We start from the raw sequence: 24,840 nt of genomic DNA, 5'->3' as shown, positions 1-24,840 counted from the left end.
CGGTTATGCTGGTTGTTACAGGATGCGGCAATGCCGCAGAGACGAAAAATGAGACGCAAACGAATGGCGGGACGGCTAGCGCTCCAGCTGGCGCAGACAAAACGACTTTAACGATCGCTAACTCGACGGATATCGAAAGCTTCGATACCCACAACAACAACAATACGATGAGCGAAGCGGTACTCGTCAATGTGTTTGATTATTTGCTGAAAAATGACGACGAGCAAAACAAAGTGCCCGTGCTTGCCACTTCGTGGGAACAGGTCAATGATACAACATGGAGATTGAAGCTGCGCGAAGGCGTCAAGTTCCACAACGGCGACCCATTCACAGCGGCGGATGTAAAGTTCTCGCTTGAGCGTGTCGCAAAGGATACCACATTGAAGCAAAATACGTATTACAAGCATATTAAAGAAGTCAATGTTATTGATGATTATACGGTTGATATTATTACTGAAACGCCAGATCCGATTATGCTTAATCGTTTGTCCCGTATGGGCGCAGGCATTTTGCCTTCCAAATATATTGAGGAGAACGGCATGGAAGCTTTCTTGAAAGCTCCGGTAGGCACAGGCCCTTATAAATTTTCCAAATGGACGAAAGATGACCGCATTGAGCTGGTGAAAAATGCCGATTATTTCGGTGGAACGCCGAAATGGGAAAATGTTGTTTTCCGCTCCATTCCTGAAGCGTCCACTCGTGTATCCGAGCTGCTGACAGGCGGCGTTGATATTGCTGCTGGCGTTCCGGCAACGGACATTGCCCGTATTGACGGCGTCGATGGCCTGAGTGTAGAACAAGCGAAAATTCAGCGTGTGCTTCATATCATTATGCGCATGACGGAAGGTTCGATTACGGCTGATCCGAAGGTTCGCGAGGCGATTGATCTTGCGATCGACAATCAGGTTATTATCGACAGCATCGCTGGCGGCGCAGGCATTCCGACTAGAACGTCGGTTACGCCGGGCAACTTCGGTTCAGATCCGAGCTTGTATGATACGTTTGAGTACGACCAAGAGCGTGCAAGAGCTTTATTGAAAGAAGCTGGTTATGAAAATGGCGCGAAAGTATCGTTCTCAGCTTCCGTTCAATACAAAGAGGTGGCCGAGGTCGTAGCAGCAATGCTTACGGATGTAGGCTTTGAAGTTAATTTGGAAATTTTGGAAGCCAGCAGCTTCAGCGAGAAGCTGAACTCGAAGAAATTCAACGAGCTGTTCCTGCTGGGCGTAGGAAATTCCTTGTTTGATGCCTCGAACAATTACAATCGCTTCAAGAAAGAAAATGCGGCTGGCGAGACGGATTATAACAATCCAGAAGTAGAAGAGCTGCTGCAATCGGCGCTGCAAAACATGAATTTAGCAGACCGCGAGAAGCAATACCAGAAGGTTCAACAGCAATTTACAGTTGACCGTCCTACTATTTATTTGTATCAAATGAAAGGCATTTACGGCGTCGGAGCAGGCATCAGCTATACGCCAAGGCTCGATGAAATGTATTATGCGGAAGACATTACGCTAAAATAGCAGCAACTATAAAGGGGGGAATAGCGTTCTATTCCCTTCCTTTTGCTTTAATCTATTACAGGGAGAGGGGCCGTTCAGTGGGCAAATACTTGATCAAATCTTTGCTGCAAATGGTGCCGGTTCTATTTCTCATATCCGCCATCGTTTTTGTGCTTGTGCATGTGACGGGTGACCCGGTCAATCTGATGCTGCCGGAAACGGCAACAGCGGAGGATCGGGCCGTTCTGTCTGAGGCGCTGGGGCTGGACCGCCCTCTATATGTTCAATTCGGCCTATTTCTCTTTAATGCGATCCAGGGAGATTTCGGACATTCCTTCCATTACGGACAATCAGCTTTGCCGCTTGTGCTGGAAAGGCTGCCTGCAAGTTTCCAGCTTGCTGGAGCGGGAATGCTGATTGCAACGCTGATTGCGATTCCACTGGGCATTATTTCGGCGCTGAAGCGCAACACTTATTTGGATCTATTCATTTCAGGCTTGTCTGCGCTTGGCAAAGGGATGCCGAATTTCTGGACAGGCATTATGCTGATTTTATTGTTTTCGGTCATATTGGGCATTTTCCCCGTTTCCGGCAAGGGCGGGCCGGAGCATCTTGTCCTTCCGGCCATCACGCTTGGAGCCGGAATTGCGGCGCAAATGACGAGGCTCATTCGAGCAAGCATGCTGGAGATTTTAAACCAGGAGTACATTCGTACGGCGAGAAGCAAGGGACTGCTGGAGACGATCGTTATTTTCAAGCATGCGCTGCGCAATGGACTTATTCCCGTCGTTACGATCATGGGCCTGCAATTTACAAGCCTGATCGGCGGGACGCTCGTAACCGAGACCGTGTTCTCATGGCCGGGGCTTGGACAACTGCTCGTGTCGGCCGTCAATACGCATGATATGTCGATTGTACAGGCTGCCGTATTCGTCATTGCCATCATCGTATTGGTTGTAAATTTATTAACGGATATTGTATACCGGTATCTGGACCCACGCATTAAATACAGTTAAAGCCAGAGGTGAGGCAGATGTCGTTATTATCCAAAACGCAAGCGGATGGCTTGCGGGGCAAGCGGCCCGAGGAAACGGAAAGCCGGTGGCGGCAAGGCATAAAGTCGCTTTTGAAAAGCAAGACCGGTACGCTCGGCATTCTGATCGTACTCGCCGTGTGCATCATTGCCATTGGCGCGCCGTTGTTTGCCACCCATGAGCCAGCGAAGATCAGCCCGGCGCAGCGGCTGCTTCCGCCGATGTGGCTGGAGGGCGGCACGCATGAGCATTTTCTGGGGACGGATAATTTGGGCAGAGATATTTGGAGCCGAATTGTTTATGGCTCGCAAGTATCTTTAATCGTCGGCATTGGAGCCGTTATGCTGTCAGGTGCAATCGGAGCGCTTCTGGGCTTGCTTGCAGGCTTTTATGGCAAATGGGTAAATGCCATTATTATGAGGGTCGCCGATGCCTTTATCGCTATCCCGGCGATTTTGTTTATGCTCGTTGTACTCGCCGTACTTGGACCGGGACTTGGAACGCTAATCTTCGTTATTGGCGTTACCAACTGGGTCTCCTATGCGCGGGTTGTCCGCGGGGAAGTGCTCAGCGTAAAGGAACGGGATTTTGTAAAAGCTGCAAGAGCGCTAGGCGCACGGAATGGGCGAATTATTTTCACCCATATTTTGCCGAATGTACTGTCATCCTTTATCATTATTTCCACGATGAGCGTGGCTACAACGATTATTATGGAAGCGTCACTTAGCTTTCTAGGGCTTGGCATTAAGCCGCCTGCCGTTTCCTGGGGCGGGATGCTGAGCGATGGTCGCCAATATTTGGCTACAAGCTGGTGGGTCGCTACTTTTCCGGGGCTTGCCATTACGATTACGGTTCTAGGCGTTATCTTTTTCGGAGATTGGCTTCGCGATATGCTGGACCCTCGCATGAAATCGAAGGAATAAGAAGGGAAATGAGGGAGCAATATGCCGACACCTTTGCTGGAAGTTAAACATTTGCAAACGAGCTTTAAAACGGACAAGGGCGTTATCCCTTCAGTGAACGGCGTTTCCTTCTCCGTCGAAGCGGGGGAAACGCTTGCCATAGTAGGGGAATCAGGCTGTGGAAAAAGCGTCACGTCGCTTTCCATTATGGGTCTTATCGCATCTCCAGGTACTATAATGGGAGGGGAGATTACATTCCAAGGGCGCGATCTGGTAAAGCTCTCTCGCAAGGAGCTGCGGAAGCTTCGCGGCAACGAAATGTCGATGATTTTTCAAGAGCCGATGACATCGCTTAATCCTGTGTTTACGATTGGCAATCAGCTGGCGGAAGTATTCCGCGTCCATCAAGGCACAAGCAAAGCGGAGGCCAAGCAGAAAAGTATAGATATGCTGCAGCGTGTAGGCATAGCTAATGCTTCCAAGCTGGTTCGCCAATTTCCCCATCAGCTGTCAGGAGGGATGCGGCAGCGGGTTATGATAGCGATGGCGCTTGCCTGTGAGCCGAAGCTGCTTATTGCTGATGAGCCGACAACGGCGCTGGATGTGACAATTCAGGCGCAAATTTTAGATTTAATTTCAAAGCTCAGCAAGGAGCAGCAGACGGGCGTTATTTTAATTACGCATGATTTAGGCATTGTAGCGGAAATGGCGGATCGAGTCGTCGTTATGTATGCAGGGGAAGTTGTCGAAGAGGCATCGGTCATTGATCTGTTCGCTGCTCCGAAGCATCCCTATACAGTCGGTCTGCTCGGTTCATTGCCGAGAATGGATGAGCAGAGGGAGCAGCTAGCGTCAATACCCGGCATGGTGCCTAATTTGCTGGACATGCCAAGCGGTTGCCCTTTCCACCCTCGCTGCTCTTATGCAGGCAGCGAATGCATGGTCATTAAACCGGAGCTTGAGCGAGTTGGCAATGGTCATTATGCGAGATGCCTGAAAAGCGAGGAGGTGTCATGATGAACCAGAGAGGCTTTAATGCGGCGCCCCTGCTGGAAGTGAAAGATTTGCGAAAGCATTACCCCTTGAAGCGGGGCTTGTTTGCCCGAGGCAATGAGTATGTCCGTGCAGTGGATGGCCTCAATTTCACGATTAATCAAGGGGAAACGCTGGGCATCGTCGGCGAGTCCGGCTGTGGCAAATCAACAACGGGCGAGATGGTAGCGCAGCTGCTTGAGCCGTCTTCTGGCGAGATTTGGTTTGAGGGAAGGCGTCTTACGGGAATGAATGAGCAGGACATCCGGCAAGTAAGGCGGGAGCTGCAAATTGTTTTCCAAGATCCATACGCCTCGCTGAATCCAAGAATGACCGTTAAAGATATCGTTGGCGAGCCGCTCAAAATTCATGGTCTGGCGAAAGGGCGCGAGCTGCAAAGCGAGGTAGTCCAGCTGCTGGAAACGGTGGGCCTTGGTGCCCATCAGTTGGACCGTTATCCTCATGAGTTCAGCGGCGGACAGCGCCAGCGAATCGGTATTGCAAGAGCGCTCGCGCTCAAGCCGAAGCTGATCGTCTGCGATGAGCCCGTATCGGCGCTGGACGTATCGATTCAAGCGCAAATTTTAAATTTGCTAAAATCGCTGCAGCAGCAGTTTTCGCTCACTTATATTTTCATCGCCCACGGCTTGCCTTCCGTGAAGCATATTAGCGATCGCATTGCGGTCATGTATTTAGGGAGAATTGTTGAGCTTGCTGATCGTGACGACTTGTTTGCACGGCCGAAGCATCCGTACACGCAGGCTTTGCTGTCGGCCGTTCCTGTGCCTGATCCGACGATCCGCAAGGAACGGATTGTGCTGTCTGGCGAACTGCCAAGCGCTGTCAATCCGCCGACTGGCTGTGCGTTTCATCCTCGCTGCCCTTATGTGCAGCCTATATGCAAAATTGAAGCGCCCGCCCTGGAGCCTTCCGGTTCCAGACACATGGCGGCCTGCCATTTTCCGCTGAACTAGACTAAAGCTAAGATCAAGAGGAGGCGCTTATATGCCTGAGCCTAAACGCTTAATCGAGCCTGAGGATTTATACAATTACAGCTGGATCAGCGATCCGTCCCTTCATCCGGTGACATCTTCAGTTGCTTATGTGTACAAAGAAATCGATCAAGATAAAAATGATTATAAGACGCATATCCGCGTCGTAACGATAGATGGCCAAGAGGATGCTTCATTAACGGATGGTTCAAAGGATTTCGCACCGAGCTGGTCGCCGGATGGCCTGAAGCTGGGCTTTCTGCGGGTGAATGAAAACGGCAAGCAGCTGTGGCTGGCAGATGTGAGCGCAGGTACTGCTGCCCAGCTTACTTCGGCAAAGCATGGCGTTGCTGCTTTCGTCTGGTCGCCAGATGGGAGCGCAATCGCCTTTACGAGCCGAATAAGCGAGGAAGAGGCGCAGGGAAAGCTCACAAAGGAAGAAATCGTCAAGCAGGAAAGCCGCCGCGGCCGAAGCTACGAGCGGACGATTCCAAAGGCGGAAGGATCAGGCTGGTGGGACGGCAGATACAGCCAGCTGTTTCGGATTGAGGTAACGAGCGGAGAAGTGACGCAGCTTACGTCAGGCAAGTTCAATGTATCACAGCCCGTGTGGACGGAGGATGGGAGCAAGCTTGCTTTTTTAAGCAAAAAAATAGATGATTCTGAGCTGGACCCGGATTTAATCGCCTATCAGGATTTGTTTACAGTTAGTGCAGTTGGCGGAGAGCTTTGCCGGATTACGGATCATTCACTGAGCATTAGCCAGTTCAGCTATTCGCCGGACGGCAGCACGATTGCGCTAATCGCCGAAGACCGCAAGTATGGCAGTGGCACCCAAAGCAACATTTATACAGTGCCAAGTAGCGGTGGGGCTCCTGTCGCATGGCAGGAGACAGATGTTCAGGTTGGCAATTATATTTTGAACGACATGCGCACGGCTGCGGTTATGCCCGGCCCGTTGTTTGCTAAGGATGGAACGAGTGTATTCGCAATAGGTACACATCATGGACAAGCCCAGCTATATCGGTTCAGAGAAGCTGGAGCACCGGAGCCGGTCTCATCGGGGGAACGCGACATTTACCAGCTAGAGGAATCCAGAGATAGCCGTTACTTTATTGTGCTGTCTATGGATGCTCATGGATCGGGCGAGCTTTACCGTTTGGATCGACTGAGCGGAGAGGAACTGCGGTTGACGTCATGGAATAAGGCGGCAATGGACGAGCTGGACATCAGCATTCCTGAGACGTTATGGTTCGATTCCACGGATGGCGACCGTATCCAAGGCTGGATGATGCGCCCGCCAGCACTCCCTCAAGGCGAAAAGGCGCCGCTGGTGCTCGTCATTCATGGCGGCCCGCATGCGATGTATGCGCCAGCCTATAGCCATGAACTTCAAACGCTAGCTTCCGCAGGATACGCAGTTCTCTATGTAAATCCACGCGGCAGCTTCGGTTATGGCCAGCGCTTCGCGCAGAGCTGCCGAGGTGATTTCGGCGGCGGGGACTACCGCAATTTAATGGACGCTGTTGATGTGGCGCTTGAACGCTTTGATTTTATCGATCCTGAGCGCTTGGGTGTCATGGGTGGAAGCTATGGCGGGCTAATGACCAACTGGATTATTTCCCAAAATAACCGTTTCCAAGCGGCTGTGTCACAGCGCTGCATCTCAAATTGGCTCTCCTTCTACGGGACAAGCGATATTGGCATTTCCTACACAGAAGGTATCGTAGGCGGGAACCCATGGGAGCAGCAGGGCTTGCTGTTGGAAAAATCGCCATTGACCTATGTGAGCCAAGTGAAGGCTCCTGTGCTTATTATGCATGGCGAGCAGGATTTTCGCTGTCCAGTCGGACAATCTGACGAGTGGTACACCGCTCTTAAGCGGTTAGGCAAGCAAACGAAGCTCATTCGCTATCCGGGCTCTAATCACGCCTTCCTCAAAAACGGAAAGCCCTCTTATCGCGTGGAGGCACTCCGTGAAGTGAACGCTTGGCTGGATAAGCATCTTGCCGCAACTGCTCAAACAGGGGGCGCGCCAGATGAAGCATAAAATGCAATTGCCGCTGCCGATTGCGTTGCTCATTGAAAACTGCCGGACTAGCGGCGAATCGGATGCGCATATTGCGGCTTGTATACGAAGCAAGGATTTCTCCTCCATTATCGATCGAACGGCAGAGCCTTCAATGGCATTCGTAGAGCGTGTCCAGCTTGCAGAGGAGCTGTCTATTGATTTGGAGGAAGCTTTCCGCAGCGGCTATGAATTTGGTTTTTTGCATTTAAATGGTTTGAAGAAGCTGCTTCGTTTCCGCTTCGGCCTTCAAGCGGAGCGGGATTACAGAAGCGCGGATGATGGAGTGCGGGGTTTTGTGCTGGATGAGCATGCAGCAAATGAGCTGCAAGCCCTTATCCATCGGCAGTGGCAGATCGTTCAGTACAGGGAAGCTGATGATAGCGGGAGACGCTTGTTCTCTATTCATTTAAAGCAGGAAAATTATTAATAAAGTACGGAGGGAAGGGCAGCTCATGAGCTGCCCTTTTTTTTGTACAGGTTAGTCCCTTCCCGCCTCATATAGCTTTTGCGCAAGCATGCGCGGCTCGGTTTTTGCGGTAGAAAAATGATCGCCATGCCCGCTTATAAGCCGGAATAAGCCCAGTCTGCTGGACATGTGAGGATGCCAGCCATACATTTGATTATATTGCGGCATAACGTTGTCTACCGTAAAGTACAGATAGCTTCTGGGAGTAGTCAGACTGTAAAATTTTTTGAGATCCAGCTTTTCATATAATGGGCCAGCGGGCTCCGGTGTAATTTGGCTGTACACATGTTTGGCAAAACCGAGGCCTGCAAGATTGACGAAGGTTTCTCGAAAAAAAGGAAACGGCAGCATAATAGTATTATCCTTGGAGCTTTCTCTCAGCTGTTGAAAAAGGGCCCCGGCAGCTGGCGGCAACTCGTCTGCAACCATTTCCCCGTCATTCAGCACGAAGGCATTGAAAAATACGAGCCGCTTCAGGCGGTCCGGAACAAGTTCCGCCACTTTTTGAACTAAAGAGCCGCCAAAGCTATGTCCCACTAGGACAATTTGCTGCAAATGATGGGCGATAATGAAATCTGCAATCGAGCGCGATAACATCCCGTGGGTTACCGCTTTGTTAGGATCTTTGCCGTGTCCGGGATACTCTGGCGTATACACGGCGTGGCCCATTTTGCGCAGCTCAGCAGCTGATTCGTCCCAAAAACTGGCATCCGCCCAAGAGCCGTGGATAAGCACAAAGGTAAGCGGCTGCTGTGGTTCGGTCGGTTGTACTTTCATATGCATCGCGGCATGATGAGGCTGGGCTTGCCAGCCGTTCATCGGATACGTGCGATAGGGATCGTGATTATAGCTTGCATAAGTAGCGTTCATCTTTATATTCCTCTCAAACTAAGATGCTCCACTATATGCCCAGACGTGTAAATAGGTTAATGCTTGGCAAGACTAGCTGCCTGTGAAAATGCGACTAGCCAGACGCTCACTTGGCTGGGGCTGCAAGATGGGTATGGATATCGGCGATCATTAGCTTATATTCTTCGCTCGCGACAAGAGCGGCAATATAACGCTCCCATTCCTCAATCGTTGCGGCACCCATAATTACTTTAATTTTAAACATCGCCAGCTTATTGTTTAGATCGGCATAGTTGCCTTGGCTCCAGAAGCTGTTAAGCTGAGGCAGCGCCGTGTCGGCATAAGAGGTTTTACGCCACTCGGCAACGGCTGTTTCATAAGTGCTCCTTACATTGGCAGGCAACGCTGCTACGCTTTGATTGCCTTTCAGCATATCGGTTTGTCCGAACAGATGATTGATGGCAGAATAGTCCGCGGCACCAAGCTCGGCAATCGCTCCCCATTCGTTTTTCTCCGTCATTTCATAGCCGCGATTCAGCCAGTTCAGCATCAGCCCGGGATCGGTTCTCGTCATAGTGCTAACGATATACATCCCATTTCCCTCCAGCTTCCATGGGGCAATCGCTGGGGTTGCTGAAGTGGCTTGAACGCCGGAAAGCGGCACCCATACCGCTTGTCCAGTTGAAAGCTGTGCTGCTTCAGTGACGCTCATGGCAGCAAGGCCTGTGAGGTTTTCACTCAGGGCGTCCTTCGTCTGTTCCCCGGTTCTAACGGCGAATTCTTTGTCCACCAGCCCATCGCGATAAGCGCGGGCAAGCCATTTCAGCGCCTGTGCTTGTTCAGGCGCAGCGGCATGGTCAATCAGCTTGCCGTCTTTCATGGAGAAACGGTCAGGGCTTCCAGTAAAAGCTTGCTCGACCCAAGACAGCGTACCTAGTCCGGCGGCAAAGGTATAGCCCGATAATCCGATGGTATCCTGTTTGCCATTGCCATCCGGATCGTTAAACGTAAATTGCTTTAATACCTCATATAGTTCATCCATTGTTTTGGGCTGGGCTAAATTCAGCTTATCCAGCCAATCCTGCCTAATGGCTGGGAAGGGCGCGTCATGCTGATCGCCGGGGCGGGCAATGCCATAAAGTTTCCCATTAATGACTCGGCCGCCCAAGGCGTTATTGCCCGCAAGCGCCTTTAAACGCGGATAAGCTTCCAGCTGCTTCGTCAAATCGACCGCAAGGCTCTCCAGCAGCTCATCGTTGTACTGGTACGGATCCTCAAGCAGCATGATAGAAGCAGGATCACCCGCAGCGAACAGGACAGTTGTTTTTTCCTTATAAAATTCCGGATCAGCCAATTGCAGCCGCACATCGACATTCATATTTTCCTGCATATATTTAAGCAGCGGCATAGGTGAAGCTGCCGTGCCGTCATTTGGCTTAGTCATCACGCTAAATTGCGGGAGGGCATGCGGATCGCTCACAAATGCCGTTCGATTGAAGGCGTCCCAGGTGACGCTCAGTCCAGATGCTTCTGCAACGAGCCTCAGCGGCAGCCAGATCATTTTTTTGTCCAAATAAGGGGCTGTTTTCAAATCGTTTATCCGTTTGCCACCCATCTCCATTTCCTTGCGATCCGCCCAAAATACAAGCCCCAGTTTGCTCGGGTGTTCGGCGGTTAACCGCTTCTCAGCGGCATGCCAGGTGAGCTTGTAGCCGTATCCTTCCAGAACGGCTTTTCCGGGAACCATTATTGTTCCTTCGATCATTCGCGGAGGAAGAGGAAGGCTGACAGGCGTATTTTGAAAAGAGACGGAAACTTGCGAGCGCGCCGTATTATTGTTATTGTCAGAAGCGGTATCGTCCGTCCAAGGGCTGGACATGCTGGCAGAAACGTCGGACACTGCGGTGAATGCGGTTACAGTGGCGACTAGCGTCAGGCCAGCAAGCTTGGTTACGTGCAAGAAACGTCGTTTCATAAGTTATCCTCACTTTCAGTTTAAATAATTCCAATAATTACTAGACGTAATTTAGGCCAAAAGGTTACCGTTTTATTCAAATAATTGGCCATAAAAGCGGAATAAATCGGATTAGTCGGTTGGAATCCCGTTCAATTAAATTTATAATGGGAAGGGACAAGGCAAGCGCCTCTATACATGTAGGAGGAAATGAATGATGGAAAGAGCGAAGGAGCTGTTCCTTCTGCATTTCGGCAGCTTTATGAGCATGCGCCAGGCAGGCGTTTATGAAGCGTACAAGCAGTTCGAAATTGATAGGGAAGTAGAAAACGAGTGGTATAACGAATGTATAGACAGCTGCACGAAGCAATTGTCGATTCGAGACTGGGATGCGGCTGCATCGCTGCTGGCCATTATAAAGGTACACAATAATGAGCGAATTATAAAAAATGTGGTCGCCTTCGTGACGAAGCAATTAATGAGTGCGGACAGCATCGTCAAGCTGATGTACGCCGAGCATATCCTTGAAATGATTAAGGCGATGCGACAAACCGTTTCCGATTCCGTCCGCTTTGAGGCTTATGAAGCGGCGCTTCATTTGCTGGAGGATATTATGAAAAAGCCGCTGGTCGTTGATCCGGGGCATGAGCTGTCCCTTTTTAAGCTTAGAGACAAAAGGTCTCTTAACAATCGTGCGCAAATCAGTATCGATACGATCAAAAACGATGGTTATTGGAAGGAATAACAGCTTTAAGGCATATGCATTGAAAAATAATACGAATTCATAATTCGTCTCAACTTTGGGGGAATCACATTGAAATTCAGACCTTGTATAGATATGCATGATGGAAAAGTGAAGCAAATTGTGGGCGAGACGCTTAGTACGGACAAACATGCGGTCGTGGAAAATTTCGTTTCCAGCCATCATTCCGTTCATTATGCCGAAATGTTCAAGAAGGACGAGCTCGTTGGCGGGCATGTCATTATGCTGGGAGGCGGCAACGAAGAGGAAGCGGTTCGCGCCCTTCAGGCGTATCCGGGCGGCTTGCAAATTGGCGGAGGCATTAATGCAGGCAATGCCCAGCACTACCTTGCGCAAGGCGCATCGCATGTCATTGTGACCTCTTACATTTTCAGCAATGGACAGCTTAATAAAGACAACCTGGAGACGATCGTCGCTGAAGTTGGCAAAGACAGATTAGTCATTGATTTGAGCTGCAAAGAGCGTGACGGCAAGTGGTATGTGGTGACGAACCAATGGACGCAGTTCAGTGATTTTGAAGTGAATGAAGCTAATATTCGCATGCTGGAGCAATTTTGCGATGAGTTTCTCATTCATGCTGTTGATGTGGAAGGCAAGCAGAGCGGCATCCAGCAAAGCTTGGTGAAGGCGTTGGCGCAATGGGTGACGATTCCTTGTACTTATGCGGGGGGCGCTCGCTCGCTGGCTGACCTAGAGCTGTTCGAGAGCCTCTCTGGCGGTAAGCTGGATATTACAATTGGCAGTGCATTAGATATTTATGGCGGCGCCTTGCCTTACGAGCAGGTTGTTGCTTATTGCCAGAGCTAGCATGCAATCAATGACAGGAGGAGAATGAAAATGTGCCGAAACATTAAGCCTTTGTTTAACTTTGACCCTCCAGCAACGGAATATGAAATTATGGCAGCCTCGCTGCAATTTGTCCGCAAAATATCCGGCTATAACGCACCCTCGAAAGCGAATGAAGAAGCTTTCCGCATCGCTGTTGCAGAAGTGGCGGCTGCGGCAGAGAAGCTGATGAGTTCGCTTGTGACGAATGCCGAGCCGCGCAATCGTGAAATCGAGATGGAGCGCGCTCGCGCGAAATCAGCCAAACGTTTTGGTACAAGCAACGAATAAAAGCATAAATCAGCAGGAGATCGGGGGATGAGACTTGTACCTCGATCTCTTTTTTTCATAATTAGGGAAGAGGATGGGGGTTTGCGTATGAAGTGGAAGGTAGTCGCTAATGGGAACAGCTATTTAGTTTGCCGTAAAACGTGGCACTCGCCTTTATGGATGGGAATTGTTAAGAAAGATATTCGCAGCATCACGATTCATAATCGCTCCTTTTCAGTTGAGGTATTTGCCGACTGTTCGACGTCCCAGCTTGCACATAAGCTTCTAACGCTTGTGGAACGACCGTAGGCTGGCCGCATTTGAGATCATCCGTAAAGATGATTATAATGAAAGTAAGTTCGCGATTGTTTTACAAATGTGCTTTACACAATTATCCAAATGAAAAGGGGAATTTACATATGTATCCTACACAGCAGCAATTAGAAAATTATGCGGCGCTTGCCGTTAGAACAGGCGTCAATGTCCAACAAGGACAGACGGTTGTCCTGATGACGCCAATAAGCGCAGCTCCTCTGGCTCGGCTGATTGCCATGAAGGCTTATGAAGCAGGAGCGAGGCATGTACAAGTGGAGTATAACGATGAGGAGCTAGCCCGCATTAAGTATAAGCTGGCGCCGGAAGAGGCTTTTGGCGAATACCCAATGTGGCGCGCCAAGGCGTGGGAAGGGTATGTGGAGCAAGGAGCGGCGTTTATTACGATTTATTCGCCGAATCCTGATCTGCTCACGGGAGTGGATGCCAGCCGGGTCGCGGCCGCAACGAAAGCCGCATCGACTGCGCTCAGCGGCTATCGCGGCGCACTGATGAATCATTCGAACGCATGGACGCTTATTTCTTACGCGACGCCAGAGTGGGCAGCTAAAGTGTTCCCGGATGTATCGCCGGAGGAAGCGGTGCAGAAGCTGTGGGAAAGAATTATTGAGGCGACACGCATCGGCCTGGAAAACCCTATTCAGGCTTGGAGCGAGCATAATGCGAAGCTGCTGCAAGTGGTGGAGCTGCTTAATGGCAAGCGTTATCGTCAGCTGCGCTATCAAGCGCCGGGCACGGACTTAACAATAGATTTGCCGGAAGGCCACATCTGGCTAGGCGGGGCAAAGGCGAATGCGAAAGGCGTGCTGTTCAACCCGAATATGCCTACTGAGGAAGTATTTACGATGCCGCATAAGGATGGCGTGAATGGCACGGTTCGCAGCACAAAACCGCTCAATTACAACGGCCAGGTTATCGACGGCTTCTCCTTGACGTTCAAGGATGGCAAGGTGACGGACTATTCGGCTGAGAAGGGCTATGAGGCGTTATCGCATTTGGTCGGAACGGATGAAGGGGCGGCGAAGCTTGGTGAAGTTGCGCTTGTGCCGCATAACTCGCCTATTTCCAACTCAAATGTTATTTTCTTTAATACCCTCTATGATGAAAATGCTTCCTGCCATTTGGCGCTGGGGCAGGCTTATCCGGTTAATCTTGCCGGCGGCACGACCATGTCGCCGGAAGAATTGCTTGCACATGGGGCGAATCGCAGCTTGGTGCATGAAGATTTTATGATCGGCTCAGCTGAGATGAACATTGACGGCATTACGCAGGATGGCTCGGCAGAGCCTATTTTCCGGGGCGGCAACTGGGCAATCTAAATGTCTAAAGCAAAAGGAGCGGTCCCGGTGAGGGCCGCTCTTTTTTTCATAAATGCTTGTGTTATTAAAGCTTTATTTGACGGAAACGTGCACAGTGGATTGATCGACAGAAGTGATTTTTCCATTGACCCATTTCATGGCAGGACGAAGAGGAAGGTAATAAGAATCGTTTGCTTTAACTGCCTTTACATCGGTATAAGAGCCATTGAGGTAAATTTTATAAGTCGTATTTTGAATAACGAGCTTAGTTTTATTTTTTTTCAACGTAATATCCTCATTAGCTGCAATCGTAATCGTATATCCAAATGCTTTAGAAAAGTCACGCAGGGAAATATATGAAGTATCTTCGATGCTGATTAGGTTTTTGCTTAGGGTAAAGGCTTTGTTATTAATTGACAGATTTAAATCAAGATTAGTATAAATCAAGCCGCTATCCGTATAATAGTTACAGTCCCAAACTCTTTCATAATAGTTATAATAAGTATCACTGGATGTATAACGGTCTTCTACCTTTTTGCAATGAGGGTAGGGTGCATTCTGGTTGCTGATTACATTGACTTTTGTAATTGGCGTTGACGAGCTTGAACTGGACGAACTGGAACTAGAGCCGGAGGAGGAGCTACTGCCGCCATTATGAGTGTGATAACCTGTACAGAGTCCTTTCGCTTGCGATTTTGCCGAGCAGTTATGTCCCCCGTTGCTGTCTGTGCGCCCGGAATGTGCCAAAACTGAGGATGCCATCATACAATAAACGAGTACACATACAAGATAGATTGCTGCATTCTTTTTCACAAAAAAACCTCCCAATATTTATCTTCTCTATTTAACGTACTAATAATACCATATCTTACTATTGAATATACGTATACTTATTAAGTTATAATAAAAACACTTATGGAGGGGAATGTGAATTATTTTTTCGAAATGGTTATATTAAGAGAAATATCGCTGAAAGGACCAAGCTTTATTTTAAAAGTAAGCCCTTGACTCGCTGGGTCATTTCCGTTATTGTAATAGAAATTATATGGATATAATGATAAACCTATTGCAATAGCGTTGACCAAGAAAGAAGCGCTCCAGCTTCGCTGTCCAGAGAAGAAACCCACCGGCTGAAAGGTTTCTCGCTGCGAACGAGCATTCTCCTGCCTTGCGAGCTGTGACGGGAATTCAACCGTTGCCGGTACATGCCGTTATCATGTTTGAGGATCGCCAGGCTTGCTGTTAGCTTTGCGGTCAAACTAGGGTGGTATCACGACACATTCGTCCCTGACGATGTGTCTTTTTTGTTTTTTCATACTAAATGATGGTCGGAAAAAGGGGAGTGCGGCTCATGCGCCAAAGTCAATTATTGCTACATACATTACGGGATTCACCTGCGGACGCCGAGGTGATGAGCCATCAGCTGATGCTGCGTGCCGGATACATTCGCCAGCTTGCTGCGGGAATTTATACGTATTTGCCGCTTGGAAGGCGCGTGCTGCGCAAAGTGGAGATGATTGTGCGGGAGGAAATGGACAGGGAAGATGCTCAGGAGCTGCTTATGCCTGCGATGCAGCCGGCTGATTTATGGCAGAAATCCGGGCGCTACACCGCTTACGGCCCAGAGCTGACTCGATTGAAGGACCGCCACGAGCGGGAATTTGTATTAGGGCCAACGCATGAGGAGGTCATTACTTCCTTAGTAAGCAACGAAATCAGCTCTTACCGAAGGCTGCCCGTCACCTTGTATCAAATTCAGACGAAGTTCCGGGACGAGCGGCGTCCGCGCTTCGGCCTGCTGCGCAGCCGGGAATTTCTAATGAAGGATGCTTATTCCTTTGATACCGATTGGGAGGGGCTGGACGCTTCCTATTGGAAAATGTACCGTGCTTATGAACGAATTTTCAATCGTTGCGGCGTTAATTTCCGTGCAGTGGAGGCGGATGCCGGAGCCATCGGTGGAGAGGGCGGCACGCATGAGTTTATGGCGCTTGCGGATATTGGCGAAGATACGATTGCGGTGTGCGACACCTGCGCTTATGCTGCCAATTTAGAAAAGGCGGAGTCGGCGGCCGCATCGTTTGAGGCGAAGCAAGAAGCAGAGACTATGAATAGCGAGCAGCCAGTGGAAAAATTTCATACCCCAAATCTGAAGACGATTGATGAATTGGTTCAAGAGCTGAACGTTAAATCAGCTGAAATCATCAAGACGATAATTTGTCTCGTCGATGACCGCTTAGTTGCCGTTCTCATTCGAGGCGATCATGAAATGAACGATATTAAAGTGAAAAACGCGCTTGGCGCCGAAAACGCAGCTATTGCCGATGCTGATACCATTCAGCGGCTAACAGGAGCGCCTGTAGGTTTTATTGGCCCGATCGGTCTCGATCTTCCATTGCTCGTTGATGATGCGGTTATGAAAATGACGGCTGCTATCGCCGGGGCGAATGAGCGGGACTACCACCATCGTCACATCGTTCCTGCGCGGGATTTCGCTCCCCAGCATATTGGCGACTTCCGGAGCGCGGCCGAAGGAGACGGCTGTCCGCGCTGTGATGAAGGGAAGCTGCAATTTTTCCGCGGCATTGAAGTGGGGCATGTGTTCAAGCTGGGCACCAAATATAGCGAAAAGCTTGGCGCTGCTTTCCTCGATCAAGCAGGCAAAAGCGTGCCGATGATTATGGGCTGCTACGGGATTGGCGTATCTCGCATTTTATCCGCTGCGGTAGAACAGCACCATGATGCGGCAGGAATAGTATGGCCGCTGGCACTTGCTCCGTACCACGTTCACCTGGTTCCGATTTCTGTGAAGGATGAAACGCATATGAAAGTAGCCCAGCAGCTTTACAATGAGCTGCAAAGCAGCGGGGTGGAAATATTGCTTGATGACCGGGAAGAGCGGCCAGGCATAAAATTCAAGGATTCGGATCTGATCGGCATTCCACTGCGGGTAGTTATTGGCAAAGACGCGGAGCAGGGGAAAGTCGAATTTATTCAGCGCAAGGGCAATCAGAAAGAGCTCATCACGATCGAAGAGGCTGGCGAACGCATTCGCCAAATCGTATGAGAGAAATAGTAAGATAAGACGTTCAACGGATGTAACTAGCTTGTGCAGTTGAATATATGTTTATTAAAATATAAGCTGCGTCATTAAAGAGCATTCTCGCAAATGAGAATGCTCTTTTTTACGTTGTCTAAAATCAAGTGATGCGAAAAAATACGTTCAAACCATTTCCTTTTATAAAAAGTGTTTCAAAATGCAACTAATTAGTCAGAAATGCTGAGTTTATTAAAATAACTGTTGCTAAAAAGGTCATATTGATTTACACTCACTAATGTAAACGCTTCGCATTATACGGATGAAAAGTTTAGGAGGATACGAGATGCCACTAGCAATTGAGGGAATTTATCCCGCATTATTGACTCCTTTTACAAAAGATGAAAAGGTAAATGAGGCTGCATTAAAACAGCTTGTCAATCGATTGATTGTTGCAAAAGTGAACGGTATCTTCGCATTAGGAACGAATGGGGAGTTTCATGTTCTGTCCCGCGAGGAAAAATTAAACATAACCAAAATCGTTGTCGAGGAAACGGCAGGCCGTGTACCAGTCATGGTGGGCAGCGGAGGAAACAGTACACGCGAGGTCATTGAGCTTTCGCAAGCGATGGGGAAGCTTGGTGTCGATGCGCTGTCGGTCATAACGCCATATTTTATCCCGCCAACGCAGGAGGAAGCTGAAGAGCATTACCGTAAGGTGGCGGAGGCTGTATCGCTTCCGGTCGTGCTGTACAATATCCCGTCAAAAACAGGATTTTCCCTTGCGCCTGAAACGGTCGGACGTTTGGCTAAACTGCCGAATATCGTTGGCATTAAGGACAGCAGCGGAGATTTTGGCAACATTGAGCAATATATTGCGCATACACGCGGCGAGCATTTTTCCGTCATAGCAGGCACTGACTCGCTTATTTTGAAAACGCTTCAAGCTGGCGGCAGTGGTGCTGTCGCGGCAACGGCGAATTTGCTCCCGGAAACGGTTGTTGCGATTTATAACAGCTGGAAAGCCGGAGATGATGAAAAAGCACAGGCAGCGCAGCAAGCTTTACAGCCATTGCGAGATACTTTTGGCTTGACGAGCCTCCCGGCTTCGCTGAAAAAAGCAGTTGAGCTAGCCGGTATTCCGGTCGGGCCCGCCAGAGCGCCGATTCAAGAGCCGATCGGCGAGGCGCTCAAGCAGATTGAAGCAGCCGTTCAATTTTATAAAATGAATCAGGAGGGATAACGCATGCTGAATGTTTATCACTTTCAGACAGCAGAACGCATCATTGCCGGCGCAAACACCTTGTCGCAGTTGAAGGAGCATTTGCCTGCTATTCATCCTCGCATTCAGCGCGCCTTGATTGTTACGCAGCCAACGGTTCAGCGCAAGGGCTACTCTGGCGTCATTGAGCAGCAGTTAACGGAGCAGGGCATCGCCTTTGATGTATGCACAGCGATTTTGCCAGAGCCGACAGCGCAAAATATAGAAGAAACGTTCGCGGCATATAACGGCAATCGCTATGAAATCATTATCGGCCTTGGCGGCGGCAGCGTGCTGGACGCAGCTAAAATTTTATCGGTGCTGATGACGAATGAGCAAAAAATTGCTGACATGCTTGGCACAAATGTAGTGGCTAAGCCAGGAGTGGCCACCGTATTGATCCCGACGACATCTGGCACGGGCTCAGAAGTGACGCCGAATGCGATAGTTACATTCCCTGATCAGGAGCTGAAAATCGGAATTGTCAGCCCTTATCTGCTGCCGAAGCTCGTTATTCTTGATCCGGTGCTGACGCTGGAGCTGCCGAAGCCGATAACGGCTGCAACAGGCATGGATGCGTTCACGCATGCGCTAGAATCTTTTATTTCGAACAAAGCTAATTATTTCAGCGACATGTTCGCCTTGGAGTCCATCCGCCTCATATCGTCAAGCATTATTGAAGCTTACGAGAATGGTTCGTCACTAGAGGCGCGTGAGAAAATGCTGCTTGGTTCAACGTATGGCGGGATGGCGCTTACAGCAGCGGGAACAGCGGCGGTTCATGCGCTCGCTTATCCGCTTGGAGGCAAATATGGCATTCCGCATGGCGTCGCCAATTCGATGCTGCTGCCTGGTGTGATGGCGTTTAATATGGATCATTGTATAGATCGGCTCAATCTCGTTGCTGAGCCAATGGGTATTGAGACAGCCGGACTTGAGCCAGAAGCAGCAGCGCACCGTGTCATCGCGAAAATTCGCGAGTGGACAGAGAAGCTGGAAATACCGCAGGATTTAACCGTTTATGGCGTACAGGAGGAAAATGTCGAGGCCTTAGCGCAAGCCGCTTCGCAGGTTACGAGACTGTTAAACAACAACCCGAAGGTGCTAAGCCTGGACGATATGAAAATGATTTATCGCAGCCTGATTGTGAAATAAGGGAGGATTACCGTGAAAATTGCGATTGTCGCCGACGATTTGACGGGCGCAAGCGATTGCGGAGGGCAGCTGGTGCGTTATGGCATGCGCGTATCGGTTCGAATTAATCCCGTTATGGCGGAGGAGCCGCAATATGATGCCGTTGTATTCAACACGGTAAGCCGCTCCTTGCCTGCGAATGAAGCTGCTTCAATCGTCAAACAGATTAGCCAATATATTAATGAGCAGCCCTTTGACCTGATTTATAAAAAAATAGACAGCACGCTTCGTGGAAATATTGGGGCTGAGCTAAATGCGATGTCCGATGTCATTCAGCCGGACTTTACAATTATCGCCCCCGGTTATCCGCAGAACGGCCGGCAAATTATTGAACGCATTCATCATTTGAACGGCGAGCTGCTGCATGAGACGGAGGTAAGCCGTGATCCGAAGACGCCGGTGCTCCAGTCCGATGTTGTAGAGCTGGTAGCTAGCCAGACGGGACGGGCAGTTGCCCATCTTTCCATATTAGATATTGACCAAGGAAAGGTGCATCTTGCTGACAGGCTTAAAGCATGCAAAATACAAAATATGACCTATATTGTCGCAGATTCAGCTACCGAGGGGGATTTGGAGCGGCTGGCGAATGCATTGGCACAGCTGTCCTATAAATTGGTCTGGGTTGGCTCAGCTGGCCTGATGAACCATCTTCCGAAAGCATATGCTGTGGCTGAAAATGACAAGCCGCTGCAAATTCCGCTGCTAGTTGGCAATGATCCCGTTCTGCTCGTCGTAGGCAGCGTGAGCAAGATGGGGCGTGAGCAGCTGCGCAATTTAATGAATCAAAATCTGGCAGTGCAAATCATGGCCCGTTCCGAGAAGCTGCTCGCTGACGAGGCTGGAAAGCAGGAGGAATTGGTTCGCGTCATCGACGAGGCGAGCCGTGCTTTGGCAGACGGTCGCGATACCGTTATCGTCGCCTCAGACAATATCGCCGACACACAAGCGGCCGGCCTAAGGCTAGGCATGGCACCGATCCAAATTAGCGATGCGATTTCCGCCGCTCTTGGCAGCATAACCGTTAAGCTTTTCGGCAAGCTAGCAATCCATAAGCTGTATTTGACAGGCGGCGATACCGCTTATCAGGTGTTGGAGCAGCTTGGCATATCAGCGTTTGAGCTTATGGAGGAGCTGGAGCCGGGCGTGCTGCTAGGCAAATATGAAGCTCGCGGCCTTTATATGGTGACGAAGGCTGGAAATTTCGGTTCTGATCGAACGATGGAGCATGTCATCAAAAAACTGCATGGAGGCGAAGGGATATGAGCAAGCCGATTATCGGTATTACAATGGGGGATGCCGCTGGCGTCGGTCCGGAAATTATTGTGAAGGCGCTGCAGCATGAGGAAGTGCTGAATATATGCCGTCCGGTCGTGATCGGTGATGCGAAGAGCATGCGGAGGGCTATCGAGCAAACCGGTGCAGCATTTACGGTTCACACGGTAAGCGGCACAGCGGAATGCGAATTTAAGCCAGGCGTCATTGACTGCTTTGATCTAAATTTGCTGCCAGCGGATTTAAAGCAGGGCGAAGTATCGGCGGTTGCGGGTGATGCTGCATTCCAGTTTATTCAAAAAGCGGTTGAGCTGGCGCAGGCAGGCGAGCTGCAAGGCGTATGTACTGCTCCATTGAATAAAGAAGCGCTGCACAAGGGCGGACATTTGTACCCGGGGCATACGGAAATTTTCGCCGAGCTGACCGATACGCAAAATTATTCGATGATGCTGTCGTCGCCGAAGCTGAAGGTGATTCATCTCACGACACATGTCGGGCTAAGAAAAGCGATTGACAATATAACGCCAGAGAGAACGCTCGCCGTCCTTCGCCTTGCGCATGCTACGTTGGCTAGAGCGGGCTATGACCGTCCGCGGATTGCGGTATGCGGCATAAATCCGCATGCGGGGGAGAACGGCTTGTTTGGTGAAGGAGAAGAGGAAGAAAAGCTTATTCCCGGCATTCAACAAGCGATTGAAGAGGGGATTAACGCAAGCGGTCCTTATCCGGCCGATACGCTATTTTACCGGGCGGTGCGCGGAGACTTTGATATCGTCATTGCCTGCTACCATGATCAAGGCCATGTGCCGATCAAAGTGCTCGGGCTGGAGGAAGGCGTCAACATTACGGTTGGCTTAAAAGGCGGATTTATCCGCACTTCTGTGGATCACGGCACAGCCTTTGATATCGCAGGGAAAAATATAGCCGATGAGAGAAGCATGCTTGCCGCCCTTGCTACTGCTGTCGAGCTGTCGCCGAAATAAGCGGGGCCCTTGCCAATGAGCTTGAGAGAAGGGATGATCGGCTTCGTTCGGTCCCCTTCGAGTTGAAATGTAAGCGTTATCCTGCATGAGGATGGTACCCGAAGCTGAAAGCGTGGAGGTTTCTTCAAATGGAAAAATTAAGCTCCAGTACAATTATATTTATTTTAATTGTCATCGCAGTTTATATCGTCATTACAACCTATTTGACTTTTAAAATGCGCAGCAAATCCAACTCTGAATTCAATAATGCGGCTAAGTCATTGCCAGCGCTAGTTGTGGGCGTCCTGCTGATGTCCGAATTTCTCGGCACCAAATCAACGATTGGCACCGCGGAATCGGCATTCAAAAATGGATTTGCCGCTTCCTGGTCGCTGCTCGCTGGCGCAATCGGCTTTTTCCTGTTCGCTTTCTTTCTCGTAACGCGTTTTTATAATACCGGGCATTTTACGATTTCAGGCATCATTAAAGAAAAATATGGCACCTCGACCAAGCTGGTCGTTTCTATTATTATGATTTTGGCGCTGCTGCTCGTGAATCTGGGAAACTATTTGAGCGGCGCTGCTGCAATATCGTCTATTTTGGGCATTCCTATTATGACCTGTGCGATCATTACGATGATCATTAGTACGATCTATTTTACATTCGGCGGAATGAAAGGGGTTGCATGGATTACGATTATCCATTCGACCTTTAAATACGCAGGCATTTTGCTGACCGCCTTTATTGCGCTTTATATGGTGGGCGGTTTGAAGCCGATGCAGCTGGAGCTGCCTGAGTATTACTTTACTTGGGATGGCAAAATTGGTGTAAGCACAATCATTGCTTGGCTTATCGGAACTATGGGAACGATTTTCTCCACACAGTTCATTATCCAGGCGATTACTTCCACAAAAGATGCGAAGGCGGCTAAACGCGCTACAATTTATGCTGGACTGCTGTTTCTGCCGCTTGCTGTGGCTGTAGCGATCATCGGCGTTTGCGCGCGCTATTTGTACCCGGATATAGATCCGCTTTATGCGTTTCCGGTGTTTATGCAGCATATGCATCCGATTCTCAGTGCCATTGTCGCTACATCGCTGGTCGCTTCAATTTTTGTCGGGGTTTCTACTGTAGCTTTGTCTACTACAACGCTTGTCATTGAAGACTTTGTAGTGCCGCGTAAAGCGATGACGCCTGAGCAAAAAATGAAGGCGACGCGTATCGCCTCTGTTATTATCGGCATTTTGCCGCTCATCGGTGTCGTGTTTGCGCCGGATTTGCTTACGCTGTCCTTTTTTACCCGTGCCTTGCGGGCGTCTATTGCTGTCGTAGCGGGAATGGGCTTCTTCCTTCCGCTGTACAGCTCCAACCGCGGAGCGACAATTGGGTTGTCTGTAGCGGCTCTAGGTACAACGGTATGGTATTTGCTAGATGACCCATTCGGCATTGATAATATGTATATTGCAGTCGTCGCGCCTTTCATCGTTATGGTTATTGACCGCTGGATCAGCAAAGCTGCAGCTGGGCCGAATAAATAAGCTTACATGCATTCAAACTTATATTGCTTTTAGGAGGGCTATTGCCAATGAGTGAACAACATTCTGCTTTCCACCATGAAATTACAGCAACGCCGGGAGAACTGTATCGCTCCGATGCTTATATTCCATCCCATCAGGTACAAAATCATGCTTCCTTTCTTCATATTTTAGATAATGGCGATGTGCTCTGCGTCTGGTTTGCAGGAACACAGGAAGGCATTCCGGACATCTCCATTTATTTGTCCCGACTAAATAAAGGAGCAACGGCTTGGACGGAGCCGGTCAAGCTATCGGATGATCCGGCACGCTCGGAGCAAAACCCGGTGTTGTTTTCTGCCCCAGGCGGCAAGCTCTGGCTGCTCTACACCGCGCAAAAATCGGGCAATCAGGATACAGCGATCATTAGACGGCGCATTTCGGACGATAATGGCTATACGTGGAACGACATTGATACGCTGTTCGACACGCCTGGCATCTTTATTAGACAGCCGATTACGGTGTTGGACAATGGTGATTGGCTGCTGCCGATCTGGTACTGCTACACAAATCCGGGCGAGAAATGGACAGGGAACAAAGATGTGAGTGCCGTGAAGATTTCGTCCGATCAAGGGAAAACATGGGAGGAAGTAACGGTGCCGGGCAGTGTTGGCTGCGTGCATATGAATATTGAGAAGCTGGATGATGGCACGCTTCTTGCGCTCTATCGCAGCCGCTGGGCGGATTATATTTATAGAAGCGTTTCGGCAGATCACGGCAAAACGTGGAGCGAGCCTGTACCGACATCGCTGCCTAACAACAACTCCTCCATTCAATTTACGAAGCTTGCGAATGGCGATTTGGCGCTAGTATACAATCATAAAAGCGCAAGTGATTCAATGGAGCGCCGTGCTTCGCTGTACGATGAAATAGAAGACGAGGAAGCGGATGAACGGGAGGCTGCAGCGCCTCTCCTGACAGAGATGCCTTCCGGCGAGGAACGGCAAGCATTTTGGGGCGCGCCTCGTGCGCCAATGACGCTGGCAATTTCCAAGGATAATGGCTTGACTTGGCCGATTAAACGCAATATTGAAGTGGGCGATGGGTATGCGATGACGAACAATTCCAAGGAGCGTCTAAATCGTGAATATTCGTATCCGACGATAAAGCAATCGAAAGATGGCAAGCTTCATATCGCTTTCACTTATTTCCGGCAAGCGATTAAATACGTTGTTCTAACCGAGCCTTATATTGCGGAATAAAGGCATACGAATCAGAGCTGCTATGAAATAGGACATAAGACAGAGGA

At 49.7% G+C, this 24,840-nt stretch carries 22 protein-coding genes; 19 read left to right on the top strand and 3 right to left on the bottom strand.

The annotated features are described in order from the left end of the window. The first annotated feature begins 5 nt into the window (after nt 1–5). The 7 genes from BBD42_RS25975 to BBD42_RS25945 all read left to right on the top strand — a co-directional run bounded on the left by BBD42_RS25975 (nt 6) and on the right by BBD42_RS25945 (nt 7,960). A complete protein-coding gene (locus BBD42_RS25975; protein WP_099521815.1) occupies nt 6–1,523 on the top strand; it encodes an ABC transporter substrate-binding protein in 1,518 nt (505 codons plus the stop codon). 77 nt (nt 1,524–1,600) lie between these two features. Then, on the top strand, nt 1,601–2,518 hold the full coding sequence (locus tag BBD42_RS25970; RefSeq protein WP_099520528.1) for an ABC transporter permease: 918 nt from the start codon (nt 1,601–1,603) through the stop codon (nt 2,516–2,518). A gap of 17 nt (nt 2,519–2,535) precedes the next feature. Further along, entirely contained in the window at nt 2,536–3,459 is a 924-nt protein-coding gene (locus BBD42_RS25965; RefSeq protein ID WP_099520527.1) for an ABC transporter permease, read from the top strand. Between the two features lie 21 nt (nt 3,460–3,480). Next, nucleotides 3,481–4,455 (top strand): ABC transporter ATP-binding protein, encoded by a 975-nt coding sequence (locus tag BBD42_RS25960; RefSeq protein WP_099520526.1) that lies wholly within the window; start codon nt 3,481–3,483, stop codon nt 4,453–4,455. After that, nucleotides 4,455–5,444 (top strand): ABC transporter ATP-binding protein, encoded by a 990-nt coding sequence (locus BBD42_RS25955; protein ID WP_099520525.1) that lies wholly within the window; start codon nt 4,455–4,457, stop codon nt 5,442–5,444. Before BBD42_RS25960 ends, BBD42_RS25955 begins: the two co-directional genes overlap by 1 nt. Before the next feature lie 31 nt (nt 5,445–5,475). Then, nucleotides 5,476–7,512 carry a S9 family peptidase gene (locus tag BBD42_RS25950; protein ID WP_099520524.1) on the top strand — a complete coding sequence of 679 codons (2,037 nt, stop codon included), beginning with the start codon at nt 5,476–5,478 and terminating at the stop codon, nt 7,510–7,512. Next, nucleotides 7,502–7,960, top strand: coding sequence for a hypothetical protein (locus BBD42_RS25945; RefSeq protein ID WP_099520523.1), 459 nt, complete (start codon nt 7,502–7,504; stop codon nt 7,958–7,960). Before BBD42_RS25950 ends, BBD42_RS25945 begins: the two co-directional genes overlap by 11 nt. Before the next feature lie 51 nt (nt 7,961–8,011). On the opposite strand, the gene BBD42_RS25940 is transcribed toward BBD42_RS25945, so the two are convergent. Together BBD42_RS25940 and BBD42_RS25935 are read right to left on the bottom strand one after the other, a co-directional pair. Further along, nucleotides 8,012–8,869 (bottom strand): alpha/beta hydrolase, encoded by an 858-nt coding sequence (locus BBD42_RS25940; protein ID WP_237163236.1) that lies wholly within the window; start codon nt 8,867–8,869, stop codon nt 8,012–8,014. A 106-nt stretch (nt 8,870–8,975) separates the two neighbouring features. After that, the gene (locus BBD42_RS25935; protein WP_099520522.1) at nt 8,976–10,823 is read right to left on the bottom strand and encodes a stalk domain-containing protein; all 1,848 of its coding nucleotides are present in this window, start codon (nt 10,821–10,823) and stop codon (nt 8,976–8,978) included. 193 nt (nt 10,824–11,016) lie between these two features. Between BBD42_RS25935 and BBD42_RS25930 the strand changes: the two genes are divergently transcribed. The 5 genes from BBD42_RS25930 (at nt 11,017) to BBD42_RS25910 (ending at nt 14,312) form a co-directional block, all read left to right on the top strand. Next, nucleotides 11,017–11,547 (top strand): hypothetical protein, encoded by a 531-nt coding sequence (locus BBD42_RS25930; protein WP_150131608.1) that lies wholly within the window; start codon nt 11,017–11,019, stop codon nt 11,545–11,547. Nucleotides 11,548–11,616: 69 nt separating this feature from the next. Then, nucleotides 11,617–12,372, top strand: coding sequence for a phosphoribosylformimino-5-aminoimidazole carboxamide ribotide isomerase (hisA, locus tag BBD42_RS25925; protein ID WP_099520520.1), 756 nt, complete (start codon nt 11,617–11,619; stop codon nt 12,370–12,372). Between the two features lie 30 nt (nt 12,373–12,402). Continuing rightward, on the top strand, nt 12,403–12,681 hold the full coding sequence (locus BBD42_RS25920) for a DUF2277 domain-containing protein (RefSeq protein WP_056035556.1): 279 nt from the start codon (nt 12,403–12,405) through the stop codon (nt 12,679–12,681). 87 nt (nt 12,682–12,768) lie between these two features. Further along, on the top strand, nt 12,769–12,969 hold the full coding sequence (locus BBD42_RS25915; protein ID WP_099520519.1) for a hypothetical protein: 201 nt from the start codon (nt 12,769–12,771) through the stop codon (nt 12,967–12,969). A 110-nt stretch (nt 12,970–13,079) separates the two neighbouring features. Continuing rightward, complete coding sequence (locus tag BBD42_RS25910; RefSeq protein WP_099520518.1) at nt 13,080–14,312, top strand: aminopeptidase; 1,233 nt, start codon at nt 13,080–13,082, stop codon at nt 14,310–14,312. Nucleotides 14,313–14,384: 72 nt separating this feature from the next. Here BBD42_RS25910 and BBD42_RS25905 read toward each other — a convergent pair whose 3' ends face one another. After that, nucleotides 14,385–15,104 carry a stalk domain-containing protein gene (locus tag BBD42_RS25905; protein ID WP_172455635.1) on the bottom strand — a complete coding sequence of 240 codons (720 nt, stop codon included), beginning with the start codon at nt 15,102–15,104 and terminating at the stop codon, nt 14,385–14,387. 538 nt (nt 15,105–15,642) lie between these two features. Between BBD42_RS25905 and BBD42_RS25900 the strand changes: the two genes are divergently transcribed. The 7 genes from BBD42_RS25900 (at nt 15,643) to BBD42_RS25870 (ending at nt 24,793) form a co-directional block, all read left to right on the top strand. Next, nucleotides 15,643–17,358: a proline--tRNA ligase gene (locus BBD42_RS25900; RefSeq protein WP_099520517.1), complete on the top strand. Its 1,716-nt coding sequence runs from the start codon at nt 15,643–15,645 to the stop codon at nt 17,356–17,358. Nucleotides 17,359–17,674: 316 nt separating this feature from the next. Continuing rightward, entirely contained in the window at nt 17,675–18,571 is an 897-nt protein-coding gene (dapA, locus tag BBD42_RS25895; RefSeq protein WP_099520516.1) for a 4-hydroxy-tetrahydrodipicolinate synthase, read from the top strand. A 3-nt stretch (nt 18,572–18,574) separates the two neighbouring features. Continuing rightward, nucleotides 18,575–19,744 (top strand): iron-containing alcohol dehydrogenase, encoded by a 1,170-nt coding sequence (locus tag BBD42_RS25890; RefSeq protein WP_099520515.1) that lies wholly within the window; start codon nt 18,575–18,577, stop codon nt 19,742–19,744. 12 nt (nt 19,745–19,756) lie between these two features. Continuing rightward, nucleotides 19,757–21,046, top strand: coding sequence for a four-carbon acid sugar kinase family protein (locus BBD42_RS25885; RefSeq protein WP_099520514.1), 1,290 nt, complete (start codon nt 19,757–19,759; stop codon nt 21,044–21,046). Beyond that, on the top strand, nt 21,043–22,038 hold the full coding sequence (gene pdxA / locus BBD42_RS25880; protein ID WP_099520513.1) for a 4-hydroxythreonine-4-phosphate dehydrogenase PdxA: 996 nt from the start codon (nt 21,043–21,045) through the stop codon (nt 22,036–22,038). The genes BBD42_RS25885 and pdxA overlap by 4 nt, the downstream gene beginning before the upstream one ends. 128 nt (nt 22,039–22,166) lie before the next feature. After that, nucleotides 22,167–23,555: a sodium:solute symporter family protein gene (locus BBD42_RS25875; protein ID WP_099520512.1), complete on the top strand. Its 1,389-nt coding sequence runs from the start codon at nt 22,167–22,169 to the stop codon at nt 23,553–23,555. Nucleotides 23,556–23,602: 47 nt separating this feature from the next. Beyond that, nucleotides 23,603–24,793, top strand: a complete 1,191-nt coding sequence (locus BBD42_RS25870; protein ID WP_099520511.1) for a sialidase family protein — start codon at nt 23,603–23,605, stop codon at nt 24,791–24,793. Nucleotides 24,794–24,840 lie beyond the last annotated feature (47 nt).

Source organism: Paenibacillus sp. BIHB 4019 (assembly GCF_002741035.1).
Taxonomy (GTDB): Bacteria; Bacillota; Bacilli; order Paenibacillales; family Paenibacillaceae; genus Pristimantibacillus.
Note: the sequence above shows the minus strand (reverse complement) of the source record. Positions and strands in the feature narration are given on the sequence as shown.